This window comes from Nocardia sp. NPDC058499 (assembly GCF_042719915.1).
Lineage (GTDB): Bacteria > Actinomycetota > Actinomycetes > Mycobacteriales > Mycobacteriaceae > Nocardia.
This window is the reverse complement of sequence record NZ_JBHXMZ010000006.1, coordinates 320,219-345,705: the sequence shown is the minus strand read 5'-3', so window position 1 is coordinate 345,705 and position 25,487 is coordinate 320,219. Positions and strand designations below refer to the sequence as shown.

Genomic DNA, 25,487 nt, shown 5'->3' with positions numbered 1-25,487 from the left:
ATCGACCCCGCCGCCGACCGTCTGCCGTACCTGCCATACCGCGCCGACCCCGGCCCACCGGCGACTGGGTAGCGCGGGATCCGGCGCGCGTTTCGCCCACCAACGCTCGGGTACCGCGCACGTGCCCGGTATCTGCGCGCAACCGTTGTCCGTGCGCACCCGCCACTACAGCTTCCGGAGGAACCATGCAGATCGGATACAAGCTGGCCGCCGAAGGCTTCGGGCCCAGCGAACTGGTCCGCCAGGCCGTACGCGCCGAAGCAGCCGGTTTCGATTTCGTCGAGATGAGCGACCACTATCACCCCTGGTTGGACAATCAGGGACATTCGCCGTTCGCCTGGTCGGTCCTGGGCACCATCGCCGCCGAAACCGAGCGGATCGGGCTGGCCACCGGTGTCACCTGTCCGACCGTGCGTTATCACCCGGCGATCATCGCGCAGGCCGCCGCCACCGTGGCCCTGCTCTCCGACGGCCGGTTCACTCTCGGCGTGGGCGCCGGGGAACGGCTCAACGAACATGTCGTCGGGGAGGGGTTCCCTGTCGATGTGGCCGGCCGGCACGCGCTGCTACGGGAGGCCCTCGAGATCATCCGGTTGCTGTGGCAGGGCGGATACCGATCCTACGAGGGCCGGCACCTGCAACTTTCCGACGCCCGCGTCTTCGATCTGCCCGACGAGCCGCCGGTGATCGCAGTCGCCGCCGGCGGTACCCAGGCCGCCGGAATCGCCGCCGAACTGGGCGACGGCCTGTTCGCCACCGAACCGAAATCGGAACTCGTCTCCGGCTATCGCGAGGCGGGCGGCGACGGACCGCGCTACGCCGAGGTCCCGATGGCCTGGGCATCCGACGAACAGACCGCGGCCCGCGCCGCCCACGAGACCTCACGCTGGGCGATGACGGGCTGGAAGGTGATGAGCGAACTGCCCAACCCGGTGAATTTCGCCGCCGCCTCCGCCACCGTGCGGGAACAGGACATCCTGGAGAAGTTCGCCTGTGGCCCGGACCCGCAGCGCTACCTCGACGTGGCGCAGCCGTTCGTGGACGCCGGATTCGACCATCTGGTCATGCAGAACGCCGGCCCCGACCCCGACGGGTTTCTGGATTTCTTCCGCACCGAACTCGACGAACCGCTGCGCAAACTGACCGCCCAGCCGGGCTGATATCCCTGTTCGAACAATATTTCCAAGGCGGCCGCAGATCGATTCCGGACGCCACGATTCGATCCGGCCGCGCCGGGTACGCGCCCTCACGTGGCTGATATGACGATCCGAGAAGTAGCGCAGCGACCTGGCCCGTTCGCCTCGCTGTACATCGACGCCCAGCACGACACGGAGGACGCCGAGCAGCAGCGCACCCTGCGCTGGCGGGCCCTCGCCGAACGCCTCGAGGCCGCAGGCGCCACGGAGGGAATGATCCAGTCCCTCGCGGCGGCGGTCACCGGCAGCGCACCCGAACCGGGACGTGCCGGCCGCGTCCTGATCGCCGACTCCGAACGAGTGCTGATCGACCGGCGTCTGCCCCGGCCGGTCCAGCCGGAGATCGTCCGGGTCTCGCCGCTGCCCTATCTGCTGCCGCTCATCGAATGCGAAACCGAGGAGGTGCCGCACGCGGTGGCGGTGGTGGACAAGGTGGGGTCGGAACTGTACGGGGTCGACGACGGGGGCAATGTGGTCGGCGAAACCGTGGAGGGCGAGGGGCATCCGGTGCACAAGGTCCGCCACGGCGGCGGCTGGTCGCATCTGTCGATGCAGCGGCGCGTGGAGGAAACCGTCCGGCGCAATGCCGACGATATCGCCGCGGAGCTGAAGCGCCTGACCGAACGCATCCGGGCACGGATCGTGGTGCTGGCCGGTGATGTCACCGCCCGCGCCGAGGTCCGCCGGGCACTCGGCTCGGTGCCGGCCCGCGTCGTGGAGGTCGAATCCGGTGGCCGGGCGGCCGGCACCGATACCGGCGGATTCGATGACGACGTCCGCGAACTCATCACCGCCGAGGCGCGTGAGGTACGGGACGAAACGGTCGCGCGATTCGACCAGGCCCGCGGCCGCGACGACGGACCCGCCGTCGCCGGACTCTCCGCGACGGTTTCGGCGCTCTTGGCGGCCAATACCGAGAATCTGCTGATCAACGCCGCCGCCCTCGGTGACCGCACAGTACAGCTGGATCCCGAACCCGTCCGCGACCCGGCCGCGCTCGGCGCCCTGTCCGAAACGGCCGCGCAGACCTGCCGGGCCGACGAAGCACTACCGGTGGGTGTCCTGGTACGCGGCGGAACAATCACCCCGGTCGACGCGGACACCGCCCCCAGCGAGGGCGTCGGCGCCCTGCTGCGGCATACCTGAACCCCGCCGCCCGAGGCAGGAGGACACGATGGAACGAGGAAGTAGTAAGCACGGTCCGGCCCGCGACGACGAACTCGCCCACGAAATGGAGGGCACGCTGCGCGGTAACCGATCCAGCCGGGCCGAGGAATGGCACGATCCCGAACCGCCCGCGGACGACGACGACCTGGTCAACGAGCGCGTCGACCGCACCGAGCGCCCCGGTGACGCGGGGACATGACAGACCCGTTCGGCGCCGGGACCGAAGGCGTTCGGACTTCGGCGCGCGCCCGGCAACCACCGATGCCCCGATGAGCGAACCGTACCGCGGCGCGGGCCACCCAGGTATCGCATGAGGCCGGGCGTTCAGGCCGGCGAGTACACCGGCGGGCGCCCGGTACCAGCGCTAGCGCGGTACGGATAGCACGGGCACCAGCCGGGCGAGCCCGTCGGCCCCGTATCCCGCATCCAGTGCGCGGCGGAACAGATCGTTCGTCGCGTCGAGCACACCGGTGTCGATGCCGTGGCGCGCGATCACCTCGCGGAGCGTCGCCGATGCGGCGTACGCGGACGCGATGGACGTGTCATCGGCCGGGTAGTGCCCGGCGGCGACCTGCTCGGCGGTTTTCGCCATCAACTGCGGCACCAACCCGACCAGGGCAGGCACGAACGGCACCAGTTCGCTACCCTTCACCCCCTCGGCCTCGGCGAGCGAGATACTGAGGGCCACACCGATATACGAAAACCAGAACACCGAAACCAGTGCGGCGTCGAACGCCGCGGCCCGGCCGTAGTCCGCGCCCAGGTATCTCCCCTGACCGGCAAGCACGCGCAATACCGGCTCCGCGCTGCGGAAGCCGCTGCCGGACCCGGAATACAGCAGGAGCGCCTCCGGTGTCCCGATGTCCTGCGGTACCGCCAAGACGGCGCCGTCCACGTACTCCGCGCCATGGCGCGTGACCCATTCGGCGCGGGCTCTCGACTGCTCCGGAGTCGACGATGTGAGGTTCACCAGCACGCGCTCACGCAGTGCCGGACCGGCTTCGGCCAGCGCCTCCCCCACCGCGTCGTCATCGAGCAGCGATACGACGATCAGCGGAGCGGACGCGACCGCTTCGGCAGCCGACGAGGTACCGCGTGCGCCGAGGTCGAGCACGGGCCGGGACTTTGCCGGGGTCCGATTCCATACCGCCGTCGGATGGCCTGCCGCCAGAAGAGTTTTCGCGATTGCCGAACCCATGGATCCCAGCCCGAGTATTGCGACAGGCGTGGGTGATACCTCGAACATTCCACACTCCCTGATTGTTGGAATTATTTCCAACAATCATTGTTGTACGATCATCCAACTGTCAAGCGAGTGGAGGAGGGTGGCATATGCCCGCCGAGCTACCGCACCCCGAAACGGGCGAATTGGACCTGGCCACCGTCATGCACGCCCTGTCCGATCCGGTCCGGCTCGAGCTGGTCGCCTGCCTGGCCTGCGACGAAGGGGAGAATTGCGGCGATCTCGGCCGCAATATCGAACTGCACAAGTCCACGTTGTCGCACCACTACCGAGTGCTGCGACAAGCCGGGATCACCCGCACCACGATCACCGGCCGCACCAGACTCGTCCGGCTGCGCTACGAGGATTTGCACACCCGGTTCCCCGGCCTGCTGGACGTGGTGTTCCGCAGCCTCGCCCAACTGGTCGAAGACGACGAGAAGTGGGAAGGTTCGCCCGAGGACCGCGCGAAACTGCTCACCGCCCTGAAGCGGCCCGTCGACTCACGTCTACAGCCGTAACCGCCACACAACAGCCGGCCCCGTGGTTGCCGAACCGAGCCTCAGCTGATCCGCAGCTGCGGCTGCCACTTGTCGAGCCATACGGCCGGATCGAGTAACCGTTCAGGGCCCAACCTGTCGGGTAGCTCGATCGGGGTCGAGCGCGCGCCGGATCCGGCGCGACCCCGACGGACTCGAACAACAACCCGAGTACGCCGAATCCGGGATCCTCGCGGCCGTCCGTGACCGGGGCCCAGCTATCGATCCACTCCCGACTGAAGCAATTCTTGCTTATATCGTGAGTCTCTGCTCATAATATGAGCGCGCTGTGGCCTGAGTCACGGCAAACTTTGCCTCGCGTCCGGCGCGGGACCAGCACTCACCCGAGTGCGACTCGATGGGAACAAGCACATGTCAGACCTTGCAACGATGCTCAACACCGCGGCCGCGATCCTCGCTGTCGTCGTGCTGATCACCCGGTTCAGAATCAATCCCGTGGTATCGCTGGTGATCGGCGCGGCCTACCTGGGCCTCACCTCCGGGCTGGGCGTCACGAAAACCGTCGAAACCATCAGTACCGGCTTCGGCGACATCATGGCCGAGGTCGGCCTGCTGGTCGCCTTCGGTGTACTGATGGGCGCCATGCTGCAGGAAACCGGTGCGATCCAACGCCTGGTCGGGGCGCTGGTCCGGCTGCTGGGCGCCGACCGGATGCCGTACGCGATGTCGTTGACACTCGCGACCTTCCTGCAGTCGATCTACCTCGACGTGCTCATGGTGATCTCGGCCCCGCTGGCGCGCAGTACCGCCGCGAAGATCGGGAAGAAGGGCACCGCCAAGATGGCGACGGCCCTGGCCATCGGCGGGGAATGCGGCATCGTGCTGACGGTGCCGGGGGTCGGGGCGCTGGCGCTGGCCGGCCTGCTCGGTGTACCCCTGGGCAAAATGCTGGTCTTCGGGCTCGTTCTGGTGATCCCCACGGTGGCGATCGCGGTGGCGGTGATGTGTTTCCTGTTCGACCGCGGCTGGTGGAACGAGGAACGTGACGAGCAACAGCAACCGGTCGACCCGCACCCGGGCGACGACGAGGCCGAGTCCGCGGCGGGCGGTGTGGCCACCAAAACCACGGCCGGGACTCGCACCGAGACTCCCCTGCCACTGCTGTTCGCGCCACTGTGCACCGCGCTCGTCCTGATCGCCGTCGGCGCGATCCTCGATGTCGCCGAGATGCACAACCCGGTGATCGAATTCCTGTCGACCCCGGTGATCGCCCTGCTGATCGGCCTGGTCGGGACCAGTCTCGTCGGACGCCGCGCCGTCGGGATCGAACGCGTCCAGCGGTCCATCGCCACCGGCTTCAGCGAAAGCGGCCAGATCCTCATCCTCACCGGTGTCGGCGGTTCGCTGGCGGCCACCATCTCCGCCATCGGGCTCGGCGATATCCTCGGCGAATACTTCACCGCGAGCACGGCCGCGCCGCTGCTGATGGTGTGGGTGATCGCCGCCGTCCTGCATATCGCGGTCGGCTCGGTGACGATCTCGGCGATCACCGCCGCCGGTATCCTCGCCCCGGTCGCGCCCGCCCTCGGAATCGATCCGGTGCTCATCGCGCTGGCCGCCGGTGCCGGTTCGCTGTTCGCCGTGCACGTCACCAGCAACACCTTCTGGCTGCTGCAGTCCCTGATGGGCCAGACCACCCGCGGCACCCTGAAATCCTGCTCGGTCGGTGTCTCGATCGCCTCGGTGGTGGCGATCCTGCTCATCATGCCGCTGAGCCTGGTTCTCTGACCCGCAACGATAGGAAGATATGAGCAACGAGGCTGTTCGCCCGCTGGCCGGTATCCGCGTCCTCGAACTGGGCAACTACATCGCCGCACCGACCGCCGGCCGGATGCTCGCCGATTTCGGCGCCGAGGTGATCAAGGTCGAACGGCCGGTCACCGGCGACGAACTGCGCCGGTGGCGGCTGTACGACGGTGATACCTCCATGCTGTACCGCACGATCAACCGGAACAAGAAATCCATCGTGCTGGACCTGAAGACCGAAGCGGGCCGAGCGCTCGTTCTGGACCTGGCCCGCGAATGCGATGTGCTGCTGGAGAACTTCCGGCCCGGGACGCTGGAGAAATGGGGGCTCGGCCCCGAGGAGCTGCAGCAGGTGAGCCCAGATCTGGTGCTCACCCGGATCTCCGCGTACGGCCAGACCGGCCCGCAGTCCGCGCGCCCCGGATTCGCCGCCGTGGCCGAAGCGGTCGGCGGGCTGCGCGAGCTGGTCGGCGATCCCGACCGGCCGCCGGTACGCACCGGGGTCTCCATCGGTGATTCCATCGCCGGTATCTATGCCGCCTTCGGCACGGTGATGGCGCTGTTCCAGCGGGCCCGCAGTACTTCTCCGATACCGCTGCCGGAACGCATCATCGACGTGGCGCTCAACGAATCGATCCTGTCGGTGATGGAATCGCTGGTTCCCGACTACCTCGCCTACGGGATCGAGCGGCAGCGGGTGGGCGGCCGGATGGAAGGTATCGCCCCGTCGAACGCCTACCCCTGCAGCGACGGCTACAGCATCATCATCGCCGGGAACGGCGACGGAATCTTCCAGCGCTATATGGAGATCATCGAACGCCCCGACCTCGCCGCCGACCCGGATCTGCGCGATAACGCCGGCCGCTGGCGCCGACGCGAAGAACTCGATGCGGCGATCTCCGACTGGACCGTACGGCACACCCGCGAAGAAGCCCTGAAAACCCTGGACGAGGCCGGGGTCCCGTCGGGGCCGATCTACACCGCCGCCGATATCTGCGCCGACGAGCAGTACGCCGCCCGGAACATGATCCAGCAGTTCCCGGTCGACATCGGCGCCGCCGAACCCACCACCGTCGGCTTCCCGGGCATCGTCCCGGTGATCGGGGGCGCCTCCCTGCCGATCCGTACAATCGGACCCGACCTGGGCGAACACACGCGCGAGGTACTCGCATCGGTGCTGCGCCTCACCGACGACGAAATCGATGCCGTCACAGGCACGGCCGAAACAGGGGTTGCGGTATGACCTTCACCTACACACCGGCCGCGCGATTGCGCGATGTCACGCTGCGCGACGGTTTGCAGCTCACCGGAAAGATGCTGCCGACCGAGCGCAAGGTGGAGATCGCCCGCGAACTGCTCGCCTTGGGTGTCCCGGAACTCGAAATCGGTTCCATGGCACGCCCCGACCTCGTACCGCCGCTGGCCAATACGCTCGAGGTCATCGCCGAGCTGACGCCGGAGGAACTCGAGAAATGCTGGGTGTGGGTGGCCACGCCCCGGCATATCGAGAAGGCCGCCGCCGCGGGAGCGCGGAACTTCCAATACTGTTTTTCCGCGTCGGATTCGCACAACCAGGCCAATATCGGGCGCAGCACCGAGGACAGTGTGGCCGCCATGCCACGGGCCGTGGAGCTCGCCCGGGAGTGCGGCGGCGTCATCCAGCTCTGTATCGCGACCTCGTTCACCTGCCCGATCGAGGGCATGGTCGATCCGGAGCGCGTGCTCGGTATCGCCGCCGACCCGCGCACCGACGGCGCCGCCGATATCGTCATCTGCGATACCCTCGGCCAGGCCGTACCGGCGCAGGTCTCCCAGCTCATCCGGGCAGTCGGCAGCACCACCCCGGACCGCCGGATCGTCTTCCACGGCCACGACACCTGGGGGCTGGGCGTGGCCAATACGCTGGCGGCCATCGATGCGGGCGCCGGTATGGTCGACGGCTGCCTGGGTGGTCTGGGCGGCTGCCCGTTCGCGCCCGGCGCCAGCGGTAACACCGCCAGCGAGGACATCCTGTTCGCCACCCGCCCGGACTGGCTCACCCCGGATACCCTCGCGCGGATGGTGGATATCAGTGAACGGATGCTCGCCGAACTCGGCGAACCCAACCGTTCCAAAACCGACCAGGGTGCACGCTCGGAAGCCCGCGCCTTCGAATGGGTGATCGCGTGACGGCCACCGATTTCCTCGTCACGACCCCGCTGCCCGGTCCTGGTATGGGCCTGCTCGAAGCGGCGGGAACGGTGACGGTTGCCGAGAACGGGCTGACCCGCACCGAATTGGCGGATGCGTGCGCCTCGGGCAACTACCGGGTGGTGGTGGCCCAGTTGCGCGACGAGTTCGACGCCCCCCTGCTGGACCGCGCGAAAATCGCCGGGATCAGCAATTTCGCGGTGGGCTACAACAATATCGACATCGCGGCGGCCACAGCGAATTCCATCGTCGTCGGCAATACCCCGGGTGTGCTCACCGATGCCACCGCGGATATCGCCCTCCTGCTGATGCTGGCGGTCGCCCGGCGGTGCGTCGAGGCCGATGCGTTCGTCCGTGCCGGGAAATTCCACGGCTGGGAACCGGAATTGCTCCTGGGCCACGATGTCAGCGGGAAAACGCTGGGACTGGCCGGTTTCGGCCGGATCGCCCGGGCCACCGCCCGGCGGGCCCTGGCATTCGGGATGACGGTCGCGTTCTGCCCGCGGCCCCCCGGTGATCGCCCGGTGAGCGAAGAGGAACTGGGTGAATTCGCCGGCAAGGTCCGCCACGTGTCCTGGCCGGAACTCGTCGAGACCAGCGACTACCTTTCGGTGCACGTACCGCTGAACGACCAGACCCGCCACCTCGTCGACGCCGGCGTTCTGAACGCGATGAAACCCTCGGCGATCCTGATCAATACCGCCCGCGGGCCGATCGTCGACGAGCAGGCGCTGGTGGCGGCCCTGCAGGACGGGGCCATTGCGGGCGCCGGACTCGATGTCTACGAGGACGAGCCGCGACTCGCACCCGGGCTGGCCGAACTGCCGAATACCGTGCTGCTCCCCCATGTCGGCAGTGCGACCGTCCCGGTGCGCTCCGAAATGGCCCGGCGTTGCGCGGAGAACGCGATCGCGATGGCGCGCGGGGAACTGCCGCCTCATCCGGTCAACCCGGAGGCGCTCGCCCGCTGAGAACGACCGCCTCCGCCGCCCGGCCGCCGCCACGCTGCATGTGGCCCCAGCCGACCGCACAGCACCGGGACCGGTTCGGGCGCAAACATATCCCGATGGGGCCTCACGCGGGGATCCGGCCCCCGAGGGTGCGCGTGATCTGCTCGGCGTAGCCGACGAGCAGATCCACCCATTCCTCGCACCGTTCGCGCGGCATCCGGATCGTCGGGCCGCTGATCGTCAACGCCGCCACCACTTTCCCGGCCGCGTCGAACACCGGCGCCGACAGCCCGGACGCGGAATCCTCGCGTTCGCCGGCGCTGATCGCGTAGCCGTCGGCCTTGGCCTGCGCGATGAGTGTGCGCAGGCCCGCCGGGCTGGTCACCGTGCCTTCGGTGAGCGGTTCCAGAGGTGCGGACAGCACCTGCTCGGCGAGGTCCGGATTCCAGGCCAGCAGAATCCGGCCCGCCGATCCGGCGTAGAGCGGGATGATCTTTCCCACGTACATGTCCCGGCGCAGGGCGTGCCGGGTCTCGGCGATCGCGACGCATACCCGGAAACCGTGTTCGGCCCGGAACACACACGCCGTCTCCCCGGTCTCGTCGCGGATCTCGCGCAGGACCGGGTCGACGATCGACAGCAGATCCAGCCCTTTCACCGCTGTCGCCGCCCAATAGCTCATCCGCAGCCCGATCCGGATCTGGTCGCCCGCGCGATCCAGCAGCCCCTGCGCGACCATATTCGTCACCAGCCGCTGCACCGTGGAGGTGGGGAAACCGGTGGCCTGCTGGATCTCTCCCAAGGTCAGCGACGGCCGTGCCAGCGAGAAGGCGTCGAGTATCTCGGTGATCTTCACCAGCACCAGCAGCGGCTGATGGTTCGCGGCCGCCCCGCCGTCATCCCTGGACATACGCCGAATCTACGCCGCGGTCGCCCCCGCCCCGATCCCGGCGTTCTACAGCGCGTTCCCGGCGTCGACGATATGGGTGGTGCCGGTGATGTATTTCGCGGCATCGGATACCAGGAACAGCACCGTGTTCGTGATGTCCTCCGGTTCGAGGGCGGTCACCGGCAACCGGTTCATCTTCCCCGCCATCGCTTCGAAATCGGCGCGGCCCGGGTTCTCCAGATCCGGCCGGAACAGCCGATAGGTGGATTCGTTGTAGACCATATCGGTGCCCACCGTGCCCGGGTGGACCGTATTGACCCGGATGCTGTGCGGGGCCAGCTCCTTGGCCAGCACCTTCATCAGGCTCACCAGACCAGCTTTCGCGGCGGCGTAGTGCGCGATGTTCTCCTGGGCCACCATCGCCGCCACCGAACTCGTGATGACGACCGAACCGCCGTGCCCGGATTCGACGATATGCGGCACCGACGACTTCAGTGATTTCCAGACACCGGTCAGGTTGATATCGATCATCTCCTGCCAGGTGTCCTCGCTCATGCCCAGCGTCGGCGCGGGACTGGAGATGCCGGCATTGGCGACCACGATATCGAGGCGGCCGAGTGCCTTCACCCCTTCGTCGACGGCGGCCGTCAGGGCGGCGAGATTACGGACGTCGGCGTCCCGGGCGAGGATCCGCCGCCCTTCGGCCTCCACCAGGCGAGCCGTTTCGGCCAGATCCTCGGCGGTCGCCAGGGAGTAGGGCACACTCTTCGCCTCCGCCGTGGTGTCGACGGCGATGATGTCGGCACCTTCCCGGGCGAAGCGCACCGCGTGGCTTCTCCCCTGACCGCGACCGGCCCCGGTGATGAACGCGACCTTGCCGTCCAGTGTCCCCATGACCATCTCCGTCACTGTCGATCCGGCTCTCGCCGCAAGAATATGACGCCCAGTGCCGAAAATGTGCCCGAACGGGGACGATCAGGCCTCGACCAACTCCGCCTCGGCCTTCTCGTCGATATCGTCCTCATCCGGTGCGCTGGACCTGTTCGGCAGCAGGACCGCCATGACGATCACGACCAGCGATAGCGCCGCCGAGACCGCGAACGCCCACTGCATCCCGCCCAGCTGTGCCGACACCGCATCGGCGCCACCGTCCTCCAGCGTGCCCGCCCGGGTCGCCATCACTGTCACGACCAGGGCGGTGCCCAGCGCGGCGGCGACCTGCTGGAGGGTGCCCAGCATCGAGCTGCCGTGCGAATAGAGATCCTCCGGCAGCGCGCCCAGCGCGAGGGTGAACACCGGGGTGAAGGCCGCGGCCAGCCCGATCATGAGCAGAATGTGCAGTCCGAGCAACTGCCAGTACGGCGTGCTGATCGAGATCTGGGTGAAGCCCGCGAGCGCGGCGGTGATCGCGATCGATCCCGGAATCACCAGGACGCGGCCGCCGAAACGGTCGAACATCCGGCCGATCACCGGCCCCAGCAAGCCCATGGCCAGCCCGCCCGGCATCACCAGCAGGCCGGTGAGCAGCGGCGACAGCTCGCGCAGATTCTGCAGATACAGCGGCAGCAGCATCATCGAACCGAGCATCGCCAGGAACGCCACCGCCATGAGAACCAGTCCCTTGGCATAGGTCGCCGCCCGCAGCACTCGCAGATCCAGCAGCGGCGTCCCCGTGCGCTGCAACCACAACTGACGGCCCACGAACAAACCGATGAGCACGATCCCGGCCACAGTGATCAGCGCCGGGGTCGTGACACTGCCCGCTTCGAACTGGCTCAGGCCATAGACCAGGCTGCCGAAACCGAGTGCCGCGAAGACCACGCTGAACCAGTCGATCGAGCCGGCCTCCGGTTCACCGACGTTCTCCAGACTGCGCAGACCGAACCAGGTGACCACCCCCGCGATCGGCAGCACCAGCACGAACAACCACCGCCACGACGCGACCTGCAGCACCAGACCCGAGATGACCGGACCCATCGCCGGCGCGACCGAAATCGCCAGCGTCACGTTGCCCATGACCCGGCCGCGGTCGCGTTCGTGCACCACCGTCATCAGCGTGGTCATCAGCAACGGCATCATCACCGCCGTACCGCCCGCCTGCACGATCCGCCCGACCAGCAGCACCGCGAACGACGGCGCGACCGCGGACAACGCCGTACCGGCGAGGAAGATCCCCATGGCCATGGCGTAGGCCCGCCGGGTTGTGACCCGCTGCAGGAACCAGCCGGTCACCGGGATGACGGCGGCCATGGTGAGCATGAAGGCGGTGGAGACCCACTGCGCCGCGCGTTCGGTGACCTCGAGGTCGTTCATCAGCCGCGGAATCGCGTTGATCATGATGGTCTCGTTCAGGATCACCACGAAGGTCGCGATCACCAGCAGCTGGATCACCGCGGGCGTACCCCCGCCGGCCCGGCGAACAGACTTCAGTGCGGGCATCGGCTACCTCCGGGGTCGTGAACGAACTCTGCGTGGCATCGGGCGGTCGTCGTCGACCGGGCCCGGGCCACATATGAAAGCAGACGGGTACGACCCATCCGGCTCATCGGTGACGCGCCAGTCTTTCCTACGGCTACGCATGAGATCAATCGATTTTCGGGCCGCACTATTCCCGGCCGCCGCCATCAACCGGCCGTACGCCGCCGAGAACCGGCACTTCCGTGGCCGCCCCACGCAGACCGACTGCTTCCGCTGTGATCGACGTCATGCCGGAAGAGACACTTTCCGTACTGCCACACCAAGGCCGGCACTATTGTAGGATTGTCGACAATTCAGCCCAGGGTATGACCGGGCCGCCGAGAGGGAGGAGCCGTCGCCGTGCTCACCGAAGAGACACTCGCCGACGCCGAACGCGCTGCCGTCGAGTCCATACCCGACGGCCTCTTCATCGGGGGCCGGTGGCGTCCGGCCGCGGCCACCATGGCGGTGACCGATCCGGCCACCGGGCGGCAGCTGCGTACGGTCGCCGATGCCACGCCCGAGGAGGGGATGGCCGCGCTCGACGCCGCGGCGGCAGCCCAGGCGCAGTGGGCACGGACCCCTGCTCGCGAGCGCAGCGATATTCTGATGCGCGCCCATCGCCTGCTCCTCGACGACGCCGATCGCCTGGCCCTGATCGCCACCCTCGAAATGGGCAAACCGCTCGCGGAGGCCCGCGGCGAAATCACTTATGCTGCCGAGTTCTTCCGGTGGTTCGCCGAGGAGGCCGTCCGGCTCGACGGCGGATATATGCCCGCACCCGGCGGCGGCTCGCGGTTCCTGGTCACCAAACAGCCCGTGGGCCCGAGTTTGCTCATCACGCCCTGGAATTTCCCGATGGCCATGGGGGCGCGCAAGATCGGCCCGGCGCTCGCGGCCGGGTGCACCTGCGTCGTGAAACCCGCCGAGCAGACACCGCTGTGCACGCTGGCGCTCGCCGAAATCCTGCACCGGGCGGGCGCACCCGCGGGGGTGGTGAATGTCGTGACGAGCTCGGACCCGGGCCCGCTGATGACACCCCTGATCCTCGACCCCCGGTCCCGCAAACTGTCCTTCACCGGGTCGACGGCGGTGGGTAAAACCCTGCTGGAGCAGTGCGCACGCACCGTCATGCGCACCTCCATGGAATTGGGCGGAAACGCCCCCTTCCTCGTATTCGACGACGCCGATCTGGACGCGGCCGTCGACGGCGCGCTGGCCGCGAAAATGCGGAATATCGGGCAGGCGTGCACGGCGGCGAACCGATTCTTCGTCCACCGGCACGTGGCGGGCGATTTCGCCGAACGGCTCACCGCTCGAATGGCTCAACTGCCGCTGGGACCCGGCACAGAACCCGGAGTCGTCGTCGGGCCCCTGATCGATACCGACGCCGTGGCGAAGGTGACCGAACTGGTGGCCGACGCCCGCGCCCGGGGCGCACGGGTCCTGCTGGGCGGTGAGGCCCTCGACGGCCCCGGCAACTTCTATCCGGCAACGGTGCTCACCGACGTGCCCGACGACGCACTGATCTGCCATACCGAAGTCTTCGGCCCGGTTGCCTGTCTGAGCACCTTCGATACCGAAGACGAGGCGCTCGACCGAGCCAACGACACCCCGTACGGCCTGGTCGGCTACGTCTACACCGAGAACCTGCGGCGCGGACTCCGGGTGAGCGAGGCCCTCGACACCGGGATGGTCGGCCTGAACCAGGGCGTGGTGTCCAATCCGGCGGCCCCGTTCGGTGGAGTGAAAGAATCGGGTCTCGGCCGTGAAGGCGGCCTGGTCGGTATCGACGAATTCCTCGAAATCAAATACATCGGAGTGCCCCTGTGAGTTCCTATCGGATCGCGACCATTCCCGGCGACGGCATCGGCGTCGACGTCACCGCCGAGGCGGTCAAGGTCATCGACCGGGTACTGCCCGGTATCGAATGGACCGAATTCGACTGGTCCTGCGAGAACTATCTGCGCACCGGCGCGATGATGCCGGCGGACGGCCCGGAGCAGCTCTCGGGATTCGACGCGATCCTGCTGGGTGCGGTGGGTTTTCCCGGCGTCCCGGACCATATCTCGCTGTGGGGCTTGCTGATCCCGTTGCGGCGTGCTTTCGCCCAGTACGTCAACCTGCGTCCCGTCCGGTTGCTGCCCGGCACCGAATCGGCCCTGCGCGACCGCACCGCCCAAGATCTGGACCTGCTGATCGTGCGGGAGAACTCCGAAGGCGAATACTCCGAGATCGGCGGTAAGCACAACCCGGGCCGCCCCGACGAATTCGTCCTGCAGGAATCGGTATTCACCCGCGTCGGCTGTGAGCGGATCATCCGCTACGCCTTCGAGCGGGCGAGCGAGCGCACGGGCCGGTTGTGCTCGGCGACGAAATCGAACGGCCTGATCCATTCCATGCCGTACTGGGACGAGATCTTCGACCGGGTCGCCGCCGACTACCCGGCGGTGCAGACCCGGCAGATGCATGTGGACGCGCTCGCCGCCGAAATCGTGCTGCATCCCGACCGGCTGGACGTGATCGTCGGCTCGAACCTGTTCGGTGACATCCTCTCGGATCTCGCCGCCGCCGTCACCGGCGGACTGGGCCTGGCGCCCTCCGGCAATATCAACCCGGCCGGTGACGCTCCCTCCATGTTCGAGGCGGTACACGGCAGCGCCCCGGATATCGCCGGGCAGGGTATCGCCAATCCGGTCGCGCAGATCCTCGCGGCCGCCATGCTGCTCGACCACCTCGGTGAGCACACCGCGGCCGCGGCCGTGGACCGGGCCGTCACCGATGTCCTCGGAAACGGCGGCCCGCGCACCCCCGATCTGGGCGGCACCGCCACCACCACCGAGGTCGGCACCGCCATCGCCGACCGGGCGTCGGCGCTGCTTCCGGCCGGCTGAGGCAGCGGACCGAGTGATCGCATCGGCCGCCGGGTAGTGCGGCTTCCGCGCCGTGGTGTGCCTCATGGTGTTTCTCCATGCGGCACATCCTGCTCACACTGTTGCGCACCGTTCGCCCGGAGCCTGTCACGGCCCGCCCATCTCGGCACGATGGATGCGGTGACCGGGCGCGCCGAAAACCACGTCGTCTCCCGGCTCGCACCACCGGCGCCCACCGGAAGCGTTCCGCTTCGCGGTGAATCGGGCCGCCGCGCGCGGTAAGGCGGGTTCTCCGACTGTGGCCCGGGTGTCGGCGCCGATAGGGTTACCCCCATGAACGTCTCCAGGATCCGAGCCGCCGGTTCGCCGGAACGCGGCCACGAGTGGGGCCGTCTCCCGGAATCGGCCGGCCACACGCGGCCCCGGACCGGCCGGTTCGGGGCCGCCGGCGCGGTCTATCGGCGCTGCGCAGGGACGCCGTCGTGACCGTGCTGATCGCCCCGGACAGTTTCAAAGGCACCTACACCGCGACGCAGGTCGCCGAGGCCATCGGCCGCGGCGTCGAGGAGAGCGGAGGCCGCGCGCTGCGGCTGCCGGTCGCCGACGGCGGCGAGGGCACCCTGGACGTACTCGTCGAGCCGCTCGGTCTGGACCGGGTGACCGTCGAGGCACGCAACCCCTGGGGCGTGCCGTGTACCGCTACGATCGGCCTGTCCGACCACGGGGTCGCGGTGGTCGAGCTCGCCGCGGCCAGTGGGGTCACCACCTCGCACGACGGGCCGCGTGATCCGGTCACCGCCGATACCTACGGCACCGGCATGCTCGTCGCGGCGGCCGCGCGCCGGGGTGCCCGGCGGATCGTGGTCGCAGCGGGCGGTTCGGCTACGACCGACGGCGGTACCGGCGCCATCGCAGCGATCGAAGACGGCGGTGGTCTGCGCGGCGCATCGATCACCGTGCTCACCGATGTCACCACCCGGTACGTCGACGCCGCCCGTGTCTTCGGCCCGCAGAAAGGCGCCGACCCGGCGACTGTGGAACTACTGACCCGCCGCCTCGTCGATACCGCGCGCCGGCTCCCGCGCGACCCGTCCGGTGTCGATGCCACGGGCGCGGCGGGCGGCTTCTCCGGTGGGATGTGGGCGCAGTACGGCGCGGAGTTGCGGTCGGGTGCCGAGTACGTCCTGGATGCCGGCGGATTCGATACGCTGGCCGCCGGCGCCGACTCGATCGTCGTCGGGGAAGGCCGGCTCGACGGTCAGACTCGCGCAGGGAAGATCATCTCGGCAATCCTTGCCCGGGCCGGCGATACCCGGGTGTACGCCGTGGTCGGTTCGGTGGGCGAGGATCTCGGCGACTACCGGTCACGGTTCGCCGAGGTGATCGTCGCCTCCGACACCACCGCGATGCGGGCGGCGGGCCGGCGTATCGGGGCCCGAAACTCCTGAAGTCGCGGCCGGCACCTATCGGCCGATTCCCTCCCGCGCTTCACCTCGAAACGGACTCGCCGGCACCGGTAGCGCTCAGCCGGTATATCACCGACGCCGACCGGCGGCATCTCCGCGGGCCACCTGGGGCCGGAGATCCAGCGCCGGTGGCGGCTCAGTCGGCCGGATCGTGTTCGGGCGGGAAACCTCCGGTGGCGATCGGACCCCAGCGTTCGATGGTGATGCGGATCAGCGATTTGTTCTGCCGGGCCATGGCCGAGCGGTACTCGTCCCAATCCGGGTGCTCACCGGCGATTCCCCGGTAGTAGTCGACCAGGCCGTCCAGCGCCGCCGGCATATCGATCACCTCGCCGCGCCCGTCGATCTGCACATAGGCCTCGTTGAAATCGTCGGACAGCACGCAGATCGACACCCGCGGGTCGCGCCGGATATTGCGGGTCTTGGCGCGACCGGGATAGGTGGAGACGACGATTCGGCCCTGTGGGTCGAGGCCGCAGGTCACCGGGGATATCTGCGGTGACCCGCCGGACCGGGTGGTGACCAGGACGCCGCGGTGGCGGGATTGCAGGAATTCCAGCAGGGCGGCACGGTCGACCGTGGTGGCGCTGGCGATGCGGGGCATGAAGGCCTTTCTCTGCGTTCGCTGCGTGAACTTTCTCCGCAGCATAGCCAGGGTCGGCGAGGCCGAGCCGTGCTCGGCGGCGCACCGGATTCAGCATCGCGCGAACGGGTAGCCGCCGGGTATCCGGGCCGGAACGAGAGCACGAAGTCCGCGCCGGAACGCCTGACAACAAGGACCAGGAAGGAGTACGCGATGCCGAAGACGACTGCTCGCGGCAGCGTCCGGAAATCGGAACTGCCGAGCACATTGCAGCGTTCGGACGAGAAAGCGCAGCGCACCTTCGCCAAGGCCCACGATTCGGCACTGCAGACCTACGGCAGCGAACAACGCGCGCATCGGGTCGCTTACGAGGCGCTCAAGCACAGCTTCGAGAAGGTCGGCGACCACTGGGAGCCGAAGAAGAAGCGGGGCCCGTCCGATGAACGCGCGGCCGGCGGTGGCCCGAACCCGAAGGGCACCAGCGCCGGAGGTGTGGACGCCAACGCCTCCAAACAGCATCTGCTCGACGTCGCGGGCCGGCTCGATATCACCGGCCGGTGGAAGATGACCAAGGACGAACTCGTCACCGCCATCGAGAAATCCAACCGCCGCGAAACGGCCCGGCGCAGGAAGTGAGCGCCGCAGCCGGCGGTTCGCGCAATCCCGCCGTACCCGCAGTTTCGCGGTCGGTGCGGCGGGTAGGGCGGCGGTGACGGTAGGGACACCGTCGGCAGCAGGCGCCCGCCACCGGGCGCGGACAAGCGAACAGGAGGCCGTAATGAGCATCCAGCAGGAAACCGGCCAGTTCACCGGCACCAAGGACAAGGACTACAACCTCATCTGGTTCACCGAGGCATGTCTGAGCAACGCATTGCGGATGGAGGTGTACAGCCGGGACGCCGAGCGGGCCGGTGACGCCGAAATCGCCGAATTCTTCAAACGTGCCCAGCACGAGAGCCAGAAGGGCGCCGAGCAGGCCAAAGCACTGCTCGCCCAGCGCCTGAGCTGATCTCGCCCCGGCACGCTCACCGGCCACCGGCCTTCAACCGGTGGCCGGTGGTTCCGGTGCCCGTGGACGACGACGGGCCGACGATGCTGCGCGGAGCAGGCTTCGACCGGAATGCCGGCCGGACAGCCGCGTTCCGGTAACGGCGCCCGCAGCGCGGCGCCGAAGAAGCAAACCACGCGCAGGACGCCTGGAAGGAAGATCATGCGCGATACCGACCCGCGGCCGTCGCCGGAGCCCGCACCACCCGACCCCGGCCCCTGGCCCACTCCCCCGCCACCGCCACCGGATCCCGGACGGCCGCCACCCGAACCGGAGCCGGACACACCGTCCCCGATACCGGATCCCGGACGACCACCACCCGAACCGTGGCCCACACCACCGCCGCCTCCGCCCGATCCCGGGCGCCCGCCCGACCCGGCGCATCCGCCGGTCCCGGATCCCACGCACCCACCCCCACCCCCTCCGCCTGATCCGGGCCGCCCGCCCCGCATGACCGTGGTGACGGCCGCGGCGTACGAGTCGATGCCGAGTCCGGGGTAGCGGCGGGCGAGGGACCCGCAAGCAACCGCCGGAACCTCCTGCCACCCCCGCGGTGTAGGTGGCGAGAGGCCCGCGCGCAGCAGCCTCCTGAGCCTCCTGCCACCACCCCGGCGGTCTCGGTGCGAGCGAGGGCCTGCGCGCAGCAGCCTCCCGAGCGTCCTGCTATCACTCTGCTCGTGCAGGGGGCGCTGCAAGGCGAGACCGGTGATTCAACCCGCGATGAGCGGGTATCCGGCCGCAGTCCCTGGTCGGAAGGTCGACAGGAAGGACATGACCATGGTCTCCGGACCCGACGAACCACAGCGACCCAGTAGCGCGCCGGCGCACCCCAGCGGTGGCCTGCAGCGCGGCAGCACCCCACAACAGCCTCCCGGCAGCAGCCTGCAGCCCGGCAGCACTCCCCAACCGCACCCCGGCAGTGGCCCGCAGCGCGGCAGCACCCCACAACCGCACCCCGGCAGCAGCGGTCCGCACAACATTCCGTACGAACACCGTTTCCCCGACGATTCGCGGACCACCCGCTCGCATGCCGGGGAGTCCATCGAGGTCGCCCGGAACTGGCCGGGCATCATCGTGACCGCGATCGGCATCGTGCTGGTCGCGCTCACCCTCACCGCGGCCGGCTACGGATTCGAGGGCTGGGCCGTTATCGCGGGTATCTGCGGCGGAGTTTGCCTGGTGGCCGGTATTGCGATGGTGGCCGTCGCGCACAGCCGGGTGAAAACAGGTGAAGGAGCGACTCTGCGGGAGCAGCGTGGGCACTGAGGACGGAACTCGGGAGACGAGCACGGAGGACAGCGCCCGGAAGCGTCTCGACCAGTCCCGGGCGCCGATGCTGGACGCTCTCGCCGACTACCAGCGGCTGGGCCGCTACGGGTTCACTCCCCCGGGGCACCGGCAGGGCCGTGGTGCGGACGAACGCGTACTTGCTGTGATCGGCCGGGACGCATTCGCCGCGGATGTGCTGGCGGCGCCGGGCCTCGACGATCGGTTGTCGCAGGGTGGCTATCTCGCGCACGCGGAAGAACTCATGGCCGACGCGGTCGGCGCGGAACGCACGTACTTCTCCACCTGCGGTAGTTCGCTGTCGGTCAAGGCCGCGATGATGGCTGTCGCCGGCGGATGCGACGGGGGTCTGCTCGTGGCCCGCGACTGCCATAAATCCATCGTCGCCGGCCTGATCTTCTCCGGGGTCCTGCCCCGCTGGATCACACCGCGCTGGGATACCGAACGCCATTTCACCCATCCGCCCTCGCCCGAGCAGGTTCGCCGGGCCTGGGACAAGTACCCCGACGCCGCGGGGGCGCTGATCGTGAGCCCCAGCCCGTACGGCACCTGCGCGGATATCGAAGGGATCGCCCGGGTGTGCCATGAACGCGGGAAACCGCTGATCGTGGACGAGGCGTGGGGTGCGCATCTGCCGTTCCATCCCGATCTGCCGACCTGGGCGATGGATGCGGGCGCGGATGTCTGTGTGGTGAGCGTGCACAAGATGGGCGCCGGGTTCGAGCAGGGGTCGGTGTTCCATCTGCAGGGTGAGCTCGTGGATCCGGTGCGGCTGCGGCATTGCGCGGATCTGCTGATGACCACCAGCCCGAATGTGCTGGTCTACACCGCGCTCGACGGCTGGCGCCGGCAGATGGTGCAGCGGGGCCGCGATATCTTCGACAAGGCATTGCGCACGGCCCGGCAGGCCCGCACCGAACTCGGCCGGATCCCCGGGATCGACGTCATGGAGGACGATCTGCTGGGAATCGAGGCCTCACACGACCTCGACCGCCTGCAGGTGCTGATGGATATCTCCGAAACCGGGGTCAGCGGGTACGAAGCCGACGCCTGGCTACGCAATCATCGCCGGATCGATATGGGGCTCAGCGATCATCGGCGGCTGCTGGCCAGCTTGTCCTTCGCCGACAACGCGGAGACGATCGATACCTTGGTGACCGCGATGAACGAGTGGCGGGCGCAAGCAAGCCCGAGCGATACACCGCAGAAGATTCACGTCCCCGAACCGGACGAATTGCTGCTGGAGACCGCGATGCTGCCCCGTGATGCGTTCTTCGGCCCCACCGAGATGGTGCCGATAGGCAAGGCGGCGGGCCGGATCGTGGCCGAACAGCTCACCCCGTATCCGCCGGGCATCCCCGCGGTGATCCCCGGCGAACGGCTCGAGGAAGGCGTGCTGGAGTATCTGCGCACCGGTCACGATCACGGGATGAATCTGCCCGACGCCTCGGACCCCGAGTTGGCGCAGATCCGGGTCGTGGCCGGCTGATCCGGCGCGCCCCCGCCGCCCCTGGGCCTGCGGCCGCAGCGCACGCCGCCACACCTTGGGAGGGCTGGACGGCCCCGTTCGCCCGGTTGAACACGTCCGGTACCGAACGGAGAGCCGGCCCGCGCTTGATTCAGCTGTGTGTTGCCGGGTACGCGCCCCCCATGGAGATACTCGTGATCATCGGGATCGCGATCCTCGTCGCCGCAGTCGTCGGCTACCGGCGATTGACCGGGCGACGCCCGGACGAGCCCGAATCCCCCGAGAACGACGGCCGATGAGTCCCTCGCCGCGCCTGGGCATCGGTCCTGGCGCGGCATTACCGCGGCGCACTCGGGCCGTTTCGCCGCCGAGCCTGCTCGCGGCCGGCGGGCTCGACGTTGCGCTACTTCCCAACAGTCGGCGGGCCCGGCGACAGCCGGCCGACGGGGACGGATGAGATAGAGCCGGTTCGTTCCTCTCGTATCAGCCCGCACAGTGCACCCGCTGACAGGTGGCCGGGCCGACCCCGCGACGAGCGATTCCTCGCCCGGGTTTCGATCTTGTGGCGAATGGGCATCCCTCACTGCGGACCCGGTGTGCGCGGCGCGCAGAAGCCGGTTCCACGTATGCTTTCGCCGGCGACGCGCCGCGCCGGTACCCGGTCCGGTCGTGGCGAGGCCGCGACAGCCTGGTCGCACCGGACAGGTGGAGGTCTGATCCTGGACACGTTGTGGACCTTCGTGGTGGAGCGTCGCCATCAGCTTTTCGTGGATTCGTATCTGCACGTCTCGGCCGTACTGCAATCACTGTTGATCGCGACGGCGATCGCGGTGCTGATCGGTGTGCTGGTCTACCGCAGCCCGATCGGCTCCGCGGCCGCCACCGCCGCGGCCGGCACCATTCTCACCGTGCCGTCGTTCGCGCTGCTCGGCCTGCTCATCCCGATCTTCGGGCTGGGTGTCGTGCCGACGGTGATCGCCCTCGTGCTGTACGCACTGCTGCCGATTCTGCGTAACACCCTGGTGGGTCTGTCGGCGGTGGACCCGGCGGTCGTCGATGCGGCGCGCGGGGTCGGGATGAACCGGTTGCGGGTGCTCACCGCGGTGGAACTTCCGCTGGCCTGGCCGTCGATTCTCACCGGGATGCGGGTCAGCACCCAGCTCATCATGGGCATTCTCGCCCTCGCCGCCTACGCCAAGGGGCCGGGTCTGGGCAATCTGATCTTTTCGGGTCTGGCCCGGCTCGGCAGCCCGAACGCGGTGCCGCAGGCGCTGACGGGCACGGTGCTCATCGTCGTACTCGCCCTACTGCTCGACGGGATCTTCCTGCTCGTCGGCCGTTTCACCGTTCCGAGGGGGATCCGTGACTGATACTGCTACCGCCACCGGCACATCGGCGGTTTCCGGTGTCGAGATCGTGCTCGACGCTGTCACCAAACACTATCCGGGCCAGCCGCATCCGGCCGTCGACGCGGTGTCGATGACCATTCCGGCGGGTGAGATCGTGGTTCTGGTGGGGCCTTCGGGCTGCGGGAAGACCACCACCATGCGGATGATCAACCGGCTGATCGAACCCACCTCCGGCACGGTGACGATCGACGGCCGCGATGCCGCGACGATGGATCCGGACCGGTTACGCCGCGGGATCGGGTATTCGATCCAGCAGGCGGGCCTGTTCCCCCATATGACGGTCGCCCGCAATATCGCCACCGTTCCGGGCCTCATCGGCTGGGACCGCCGGCGGATCGCCGCGCGCACCGACGAAATGCTGGAGCTGGTGGGCCTGGACCCGGGCACGTACCGGCGGCGTTATCCGCGGCAGTTGTCGGGAGGCCAGCAGCAGCGGGTCGGGGTGGCGCGGGCGCTGGCCGCCGATCCGCCGGTACTGCTGATGGACGAGCCCTTCGGTGCGGTCGACCCGATCACCCGCGGGCTGCTGCAGGACGAACTGCTGCGGTTGCAGGCGGAACTGGGCAAAACGATCGTGTTCGTCACCCACGATTTCAACGAGGCGGTCAAACTCGGGGACCGGATCGCGGTCCTCGGCGAACACTCCCGCATCCTGCAGTACGACACCCCGGCCGCGATCCTGGCCGATCCGGCCGACGATACGGTGGCCGGCTTCGTCGGCGCCGACGCCTCCCTGAAACAGCTGACGCTGACCCGTATCCGGGATGTCGAACTCGGCGACTGCCCCACCGTCACCGAGGACGATTCGATCGGCACCGCCCGCGCGGCGGTGGCGGACAAGGACTGGGCGCTGGTCCTCGACGACCGCCGGCGCCCGCTGCGCTGGGTTTCGGCCGAACAGCTCGCGCACGCCCCGGCGGTCCGCGACGCCGGGACCCCGCTCGGAGAAACCCTGTCCATGGCATCGACGCTGCAGGACGGTCTGGAGGCACTGCTCACCGACCGCAACGCCACCGGTGTGGTCACCGGGCCGCGCGGCGAATACGCCGGCCTGATCACCATCGATACACTCGTCGCCCACCTGTCGGCACTGCGCGCCGAGCACGGTGGTGCGCCGGCGGCGACGGAAGCACCGGCATGACGGCACAACTCGCACCCGATACCGGAAATCCCCCGGCGCTGCGACGGGGCGAGGGCGCGCGGCTGCTCGTCCAGCCGGTCCTCGTCGTACTGCTCACGGCCGGTGTGCTGGTCTGGGCGTTACGGCGCGACCTCACCGTCACCCAGCAGGCCAGCCTGAGCGTGGGCAATATCGCCGCCGTCACCTGGCAGCATGTGCTCATCAGCGCCACGGTGGTGCTGATCGTGATCACCGTCGCGGTACCGCTGGGCACCCTGCTCACCCGGCCCGGTTACCGAAGGCTCGCACCGTTCTTCGTCGGTATCGCCAATATCGGCGCGGCCGCGCCCGCCATCGGGTTGATCGTGCTGTTCTACCTCGCCACCAGGACCACGGGGTTCTGGATCGGTGTCGCACCGATCGCGTTCTATTCGCTGCTGCCGGTGCTGCGCAACACCATCCTCGGTTATCAGCAGGTGGATCCGCTGCTCATCGATGCGGGGCGCGGACAGGGGATGTCGGCGGCGACGGTACTGCGGCGCATCGAATTCCCGCTGGCCGTCCCGTATATCCTGGCCGGTCTGCGCACGTCGCTGGTCCTGGCGGTGGGCACCGCGACCCTCTCGTTCCTGGTGAGCGCCGGCGGCCTCGGAATTCTCATCGATACCGGATACAAACTGCGCGATAACGTCACCCTGGTCGTCGGGGCGGTGCTGGCGGTCGCGCTGGCGCTGCTGGTGGATTGGCTGGGCGCCGTCGCCGAACGCATGCTCGGGCCGAGGGGGCTGCGATGAGCGCGCGCCGGGTTTCGATGCAGACCTTGCGCGGGACCGGCCGGCTCCGCATGCTGTGTGTCCTGTTGCTCGCCGGGGTCGTACTGCTCGCGGGTTGCGGCCTGCAATCCGGTAGTGCGGTACCGCTGCGGGTGGGTCCCGGCAGTATCCGGCCGGTGCCCGCGCTCGAGGGTGTCCCCGTCACGGTGGGGTCCAAGGATTTCACCGAACAGCAGATACTCGGCTACATCATCGAATTCGCGCTGGTCGCGGCCGGTGCCGAGGTGCGCGATCTGACGAATATCCAGGGTTCCAACAGTTTGCGTGATGCCCAGCTCAGTGGGCAGATCGATATCGCCTACGACTACACCGGCACAGGCTGGGTCAACTATCTGGGCAACGAGACACCGGTCCCGGACGAACAGGGCCAGTTCGAGGCGGTCCGCGACGCCGACCGCGCGGCCCACGGGATGACCTGGGCGGCGATGGCGCCGATGAACAACACCTACGCACTGGCCACCGCCCGGCGCACCGCCGAAAGCACCGGCGTGTGGTCGCTGTCGGAGTACGCCGAACTCGTCGCCACCGACCCGGCCGCGGCCGCCACCTGCGTCGGCACCGAATTCAATGTGCGCCAGGACGGCTACCCGGGGATGGCCCGCGCCTACGGTATCGACGAGAGCCAGGTGACCAAACGGATCGTCCAGGACGCCGTAGTCTTCCAGGCGACCGCCGATGCCCGCCAGTGCACGTTCGGTTCGGTCGCGGCCACCGACGGCCGGATCCCAGCGCTGGACCTGGTCCTGCTGGCCGATGATCGCGCATTCTTCCCGAAGTACAATGCTGCGCTGGTGATGCGATCGGAATTCGCCGACGCGCACCCGGAGGTCACCTCGATCATGACACCCATATCGCGGTTGCTGACCAACGAGTCGATCACCGAACTGAACCGGCTGGTCGATGTGGAGGGACGCGAACCGGCGGAGGTCGCGCGGGACTGGATGGTCGCGAACGGGTTCGTCACGGCGAAATGACCGGCCGGTTTCGCCGCAGCGGCGTGACAGGCTCGTTCGGTTCGGCCGA

24 protein-coding genes are annotated in these 25,487 nt (G+C 68.5%); 19 read left to right on the top strand and 5 right to left on the bottom strand.

The features are described from left to right. Window positions 1-185: 185 nt before the first annotated feature. From ACFWPH_RS20605 to ACFWPH_RS20595, 3 genes are all read left to right on the top strand, one after another. Window positions 186-1,160, top strand: a complete 975-nt coding sequence (locus tag ACFWPH_RS20605; RefSeq protein WP_378753268.1) for a TIGR03557 family F420-dependent LLM class oxidoreductase — start codon at window positions 186-188, stop codon at window positions 1,158-1,160. A gap of 99 nt (window positions 1,161-1,259) precedes the next feature. Next, window positions 1,260-2,342 carry a Vms1/Ankzf1 family peptidyl-tRNA hydrolase gene (locus ACFWPH_RS20600; protein ID WP_378753266.1) on the top strand — a complete coding sequence of 361 codons (1,083 nt, stop codon included), beginning with the start codon at window positions 1,260-1,262 and terminating at the stop codon, window positions 2,340-2,342. A 28-nt stretch (window positions 2,343-2,370) separates the two neighbouring features. Next, window positions 2,371-2,562 carry a hypothetical protein gene (locus ACFWPH_RS20595; RefSeq protein WP_378753264.1) on the top strand — a complete coding sequence of 64 codons (192 nt, stop codon included), beginning with the start codon at window positions 2,371-2,373 and terminating at the stop codon, window positions 2,560-2,562. Window positions 2,563-2,727: 165 nt separating this feature from the next. On the opposite strand, the gene ACFWPH_RS20590 is transcribed toward ACFWPH_RS20595, so the two are convergent. Continuing rightward, window positions 2,728-3,609 (bottom strand): NAD(P)-dependent oxidoreductase, encoded by an 882-nt coding sequence (locus ACFWPH_RS20590; RefSeq protein WP_378753262.1) that lies wholly within the window; start codon window positions 3,607-3,609, stop codon window positions 2,728-2,730. Window positions 3,610-3,695: 86 nt separating this feature from the next. Between ACFWPH_RS20590 and ACFWPH_RS20585 the strand changes: the two genes are divergently transcribed. The 5 genes from ACFWPH_RS20585 to ACFWPH_RS20565 all read left to right on the top strand — a co-directional run bounded on the left by ACFWPH_RS20585 (window position 3,696) and on the right by ACFWPH_RS20565 (window position 9,052). Next, window positions 3,696-4,106, top strand: a complete 411-nt coding sequence (locus ACFWPH_RS20585; RefSeq protein ID WP_378753260.1) for an ArsR/SmtB family transcription factor — start codon at window positions 3,696-3,698, stop codon at window positions 4,104-4,106. A gap of 390 nt (window positions 4,107-4,496) precedes the next feature. Then, the gene (locus tag ACFWPH_RS20580; protein WP_378753258.1) at window positions 4,497-5,873 is read left to right on the top strand and encodes a GntP family permease; all 1,377 of its coding nucleotides are present in this window, start codon (window positions 4,497-4,499) and stop codon (window positions 5,871-5,873) included. A gap of 19 nt (window positions 5,874-5,892) precedes the next feature. Then, on the top strand, window positions 5,893-7,134 hold the full coding sequence (locus ACFWPH_RS20575) for a CaiB/BaiF CoA transferase family protein (RefSeq protein WP_378753256.1): 1,242 nt from the start codon (window positions 5,893-5,895) through the stop codon (window positions 7,132-7,134). Further along, a complete protein-coding gene (locus ACFWPH_RS20570; RefSeq protein WP_378753254.1) occupies window positions 7,131-8,060 on the top strand; it encodes a hydroxymethylglutaryl-CoA lyase in 930 nt (309 codons plus the stop codon). The genes ACFWPH_RS20575 and ACFWPH_RS20570 overlap by 4 nt, the downstream gene beginning before the upstream one ends. Continuing rightward, window positions 8,057-9,052 carry a 2-hydroxyacid dehydrogenase gene (locus ACFWPH_RS20565; RefSeq protein WP_378753252.1) on the top strand — a complete coding sequence of 332 codons (996 nt, stop codon included), beginning with the start codon at window positions 8,057-8,059 and terminating at the stop codon, window positions 9,050-9,052. The genes ACFWPH_RS20570 and ACFWPH_RS20565 overlap by 4 nt, the downstream gene beginning before the upstream one ends. Before the next feature lie 103 nt (window positions 9,053-9,155). On the opposite strand, the gene ACFWPH_RS20560 is transcribed toward ACFWPH_RS20565, so the two are convergent. The 3 genes from ACFWPH_RS20560 to ACFWPH_RS20550 all read right to left on the bottom strand — a co-directional run bounded on the left by ACFWPH_RS20560 (window position 9,156) and on the right by ACFWPH_RS20550 (window position 12,359). Further along, window positions 9,156-9,941 (bottom strand): IclR family transcriptional regulator, encoded by a 786-nt coding sequence (locus tag ACFWPH_RS20560; RefSeq protein WP_378753250.1) that lies wholly within the window; start codon window positions 9,939-9,941, stop codon window positions 9,156-9,158. 45 nt (window positions 9,942-9,986) lie between these two features. Next, window positions 9,987-10,814: a mycofactocin-coupled SDR family oxidoreductase gene (locus ACFWPH_RS20555; protein WP_378753248.1), complete on the bottom strand. Its 828-nt coding sequence runs from the start codon at window positions 10,812-10,814 to the stop codon at window positions 9,987-9,989. An 81-nt stretch (window positions 10,815-10,895) separates the two neighbouring features. Beyond that, window positions 10,896-12,359 carry an MDR family MFS transporter gene (locus tag ACFWPH_RS20550; RefSeq protein ID WP_378753246.1) on the bottom strand — a complete coding sequence of 488 codons (1,464 nt, stop codon included), beginning with the start codon at window positions 12,357-12,359 and terminating at the stop codon, window positions 10,896-10,898. Between the two features lie 429 nt (window positions 12,360-12,788). On the opposite strand from ACFWPH_RS20550, the gene ACFWPH_RS20545 reads away from it, so the two are divergent. The 3 genes from ACFWPH_RS20545 (at window position 12,789) to ACFWPH_RS20535 (ending at window position 16,698) form a co-directional block, all read left to right on the top strand. After that, window positions 12,789-14,210, top strand: a complete 1,422-nt coding sequence (locus ACFWPH_RS20545; RefSeq protein WP_378753550.1) for an NAD-dependent succinate-semialdehyde dehydrogenase — start codon at window positions 12,789-12,791, stop codon at window positions 14,208-14,210. Further along, window positions 14,207-15,271 (top strand): tartrate dehydrogenase, encoded by a 1,065-nt coding sequence (locus tag ACFWPH_RS20540; RefSeq protein ID WP_378753244.1) that lies wholly within the window; start codon window positions 14,207-14,209, stop codon window positions 15,269-15,271. The genes ACFWPH_RS20545 and ACFWPH_RS20540 overlap by 4 nt, the downstream gene beginning before the upstream one ends. A gap of 461 nt (window positions 15,272-15,732) precedes the next feature. Then, window positions 15,733-16,698 carry a glycerate kinase gene (locus tag ACFWPH_RS20535; protein WP_378753242.1) on the top strand — a complete coding sequence of 322 codons (966 nt, stop codon included), beginning with the start codon at window positions 15,733-15,735 and terminating at the stop codon, window positions 16,696-16,698. Window positions 16,699-16,852: 154 nt separating this feature from the next. On the opposite strand, the gene ACFWPH_RS20530 is transcribed toward ACFWPH_RS20535, so the two are convergent. Next, entirely contained in the window at window positions 16,853-17,320 is a 468-nt protein-coding gene (locus ACFWPH_RS20530; protein ID WP_378753240.1) for a PPOX class F420-dependent oxidoreductase, read from the bottom strand. Window positions 17,321-17,512: 192 nt separating this feature from the next. Between ACFWPH_RS20530 and ACFWPH_RS20525 the strand changes: the two genes are divergently transcribed. From ACFWPH_RS20525 to ACFWPH_RS20490, 8 genes are all read left to right on the top strand, one after another. Next, the gene (locus ACFWPH_RS20525) at window positions 17,513-17,935 is read left to right on the top strand and encodes a ChaB family protein (RefSeq protein WP_378753238.1); all 423 of its coding nucleotides are present in this window, start codon (window positions 17,513-17,515) and stop codon (window positions 17,933-17,935) included. A gap of 142 nt (window positions 17,936-18,077) precedes the next feature. Next, window positions 18,078-18,308 carry a hypothetical protein gene (locus ACFWPH_RS20520; RefSeq protein WP_033245578.1) on the top strand — a complete coding sequence of 77 codons (231 nt, stop codon included), beginning with the start codon at window positions 18,078-18,080 and terminating at the stop codon, window positions 18,306-18,308. 810 nt (window positions 18,309-19,118) lie between these two features. Continuing rightward, window positions 19,119-19,613 carry a hypothetical protein gene (locus ACFWPH_RS20515; protein ID WP_378753236.1) on the top strand — a complete coding sequence of 165 codons (495 nt, stop codon included), beginning with the start codon at window positions 19,119-19,121 and terminating at the stop codon, window positions 19,611-19,613. A gap of 67 nt (window positions 19,614-19,680) precedes the next feature. Beyond that, window positions 19,681-21,123, top strand: coding sequence for an aminotransferase class I/II-fold pyridoxal phosphate-dependent enzyme (locus ACFWPH_RS20510; protein WP_378753548.1), 1,443 nt, complete (start codon window positions 19,681-19,683; stop codon window positions 21,121-21,123). 698 nt (window positions 21,124-21,821) lie between these two features. After that, a complete protein-coding gene (locus ACFWPH_RS20505) occupies window positions 21,822-22,472 on the top strand; it encodes an ABC transporter permease (RefSeq protein WP_280462455.1) in 651 nt (216 codons plus the stop codon). After that, window positions 22,465-23,652: an ABC transporter ATP-binding protein gene (locus ACFWPH_RS20500; RefSeq protein WP_378753234.1), complete on the top strand. Its 1,188-nt coding sequence runs from the start codon at window positions 22,465-22,467 to the stop codon at window positions 23,650-23,652. The genes ACFWPH_RS20505 and ACFWPH_RS20500 overlap by 8 nt, the downstream gene beginning before the upstream one ends. Further along, window positions 23,649-24,425 (top strand): ABC transporter permease, encoded by a 777-nt coding sequence (locus ACFWPH_RS20495; RefSeq protein WP_378753232.1) that lies wholly within the window; start codon window positions 23,649-23,651, stop codon window positions 24,423-24,425. Before ACFWPH_RS20500 ends, ACFWPH_RS20495 begins: the two co-directional genes overlap by 4 nt. A 50-nt stretch (window positions 24,426-24,475) precedes the next feature. Beyond that, a complete protein-coding gene (locus ACFWPH_RS20490; RefSeq protein ID WP_378753545.1) occupies window positions 24,476-25,438 on the top strand; it encodes a glycine betaine ABC transporter substrate-binding protein in 963 nt (320 codons plus the stop codon). Window positions 25,439-25,487 lie beyond the last annotated feature (49 nt).